The 1,040-nt window shown below is 67.3% G+C and carries 1 protein-coding gene; it reads right to left on the bottom strand.

From position 1 onward, the window contains the following. Positions 1-1,040: amino acid adenylation domain-containing protein (locus ACZ4V1_RS35900; protein ID WP_468345377.1), on the bottom strand; the 1,040-nt coding region annotated here is incomplete at both ends.

The raw sequence follows: 1,040 nt of genomic DNA, 5'->3' as shown, positions 1-1,040 counted from the left end.
TCGTTGTAGTGGGTGGGGTTGGTGACGAGGTAGGCGGTGAGGCGTTGGTCGCCGGGGTGGTCTTCGCGTAGGAGGACGGTGGCTTGGTGGATGTGGGGTTGGGTGGTGAGGGCGTTTTCGATTTCGCCGAGTTCGATGCGGTGGCCGCGGAGTTTGATCTGGTGGTCGGTGCGGCCGTCGTGGATGAGGTGGCCGTGGTGGTTCCAGTGGGCGAGGTCGCCGCTGCGGTACATGCGGGTGCCGGGTGTGCCGTGGGGGTTGGCGGTGAAGCGTTCGGCGGTGAGGGCGGGGCGGTGGTGGTAGCCGCGGGCGAGTTGTTCGCCGGCGAGGTAGAGCTCGCCGGTGACGCCGGGGGGTACGGGGCGCAGGGCGGAGTCGAGGATGTAGACCTGGGTGTTGTTGAAGGGGCGTCCGATGGGGACGGGGCCGTTGGTGAGGTCTTGGGTGTTGTTGAGGTGGTGGTCGGTGATGTTGACGGTGGATTCGGTGGGTCCGTAGGCGTTGATGATCTGGACGTGGGGGTGGTGGGTGTGCCAGGTGGTGAGGTGGTCGGTGTGGAGGGGTTCGCCGCCGAGGATGAGGGTGTGGGTGGGGGAGGTGGTTTTGGGGAGTGTGGTGAGCAGGGGGAGGTGGCTGGGGGTGGCTTTGATGAGGGTGGGTTGGACGGTGGTGGTTTCGAGGGTGGTGAGGTGGACGGTTCCGCCGTTGGTGAGGGGGGTCCATAGGGCGGTGATGGTGAGGTCGAAGGCGAGGGGGGAGTGGAGGAGGGTGGTTCCGGTGGTGGCGGTGTAGGTGGTGCGGGCGCGGTGGAGGTAGGTGGCCAGGGCGTGGTGTTCGATGATGACGCCCTTGGGGCGGCCGGTGGAGCCGGAGGTGTAGATCATGTAGGCGGGGTGGCGGGGTGACCAGGGTGTGCGGCGTTCGGTGTCGGTGACCGGTTGGGCGGAGTTCCCGGTGTAGGTGTCGGTGGGGATGGGTGTGGTGAGGGTGAGGGCGGGCTGGGCGTCGTCGAGCATGTAGGTGATGCGGTCGGTGGGGTA

Source organism: Streptomyces sp. NPDC028991, assembly GCF_055564775.1.
Note: the sequence above shows the minus strand (reverse complement) of the source record. Positions and strands in the feature narration are given on the sequence as shown.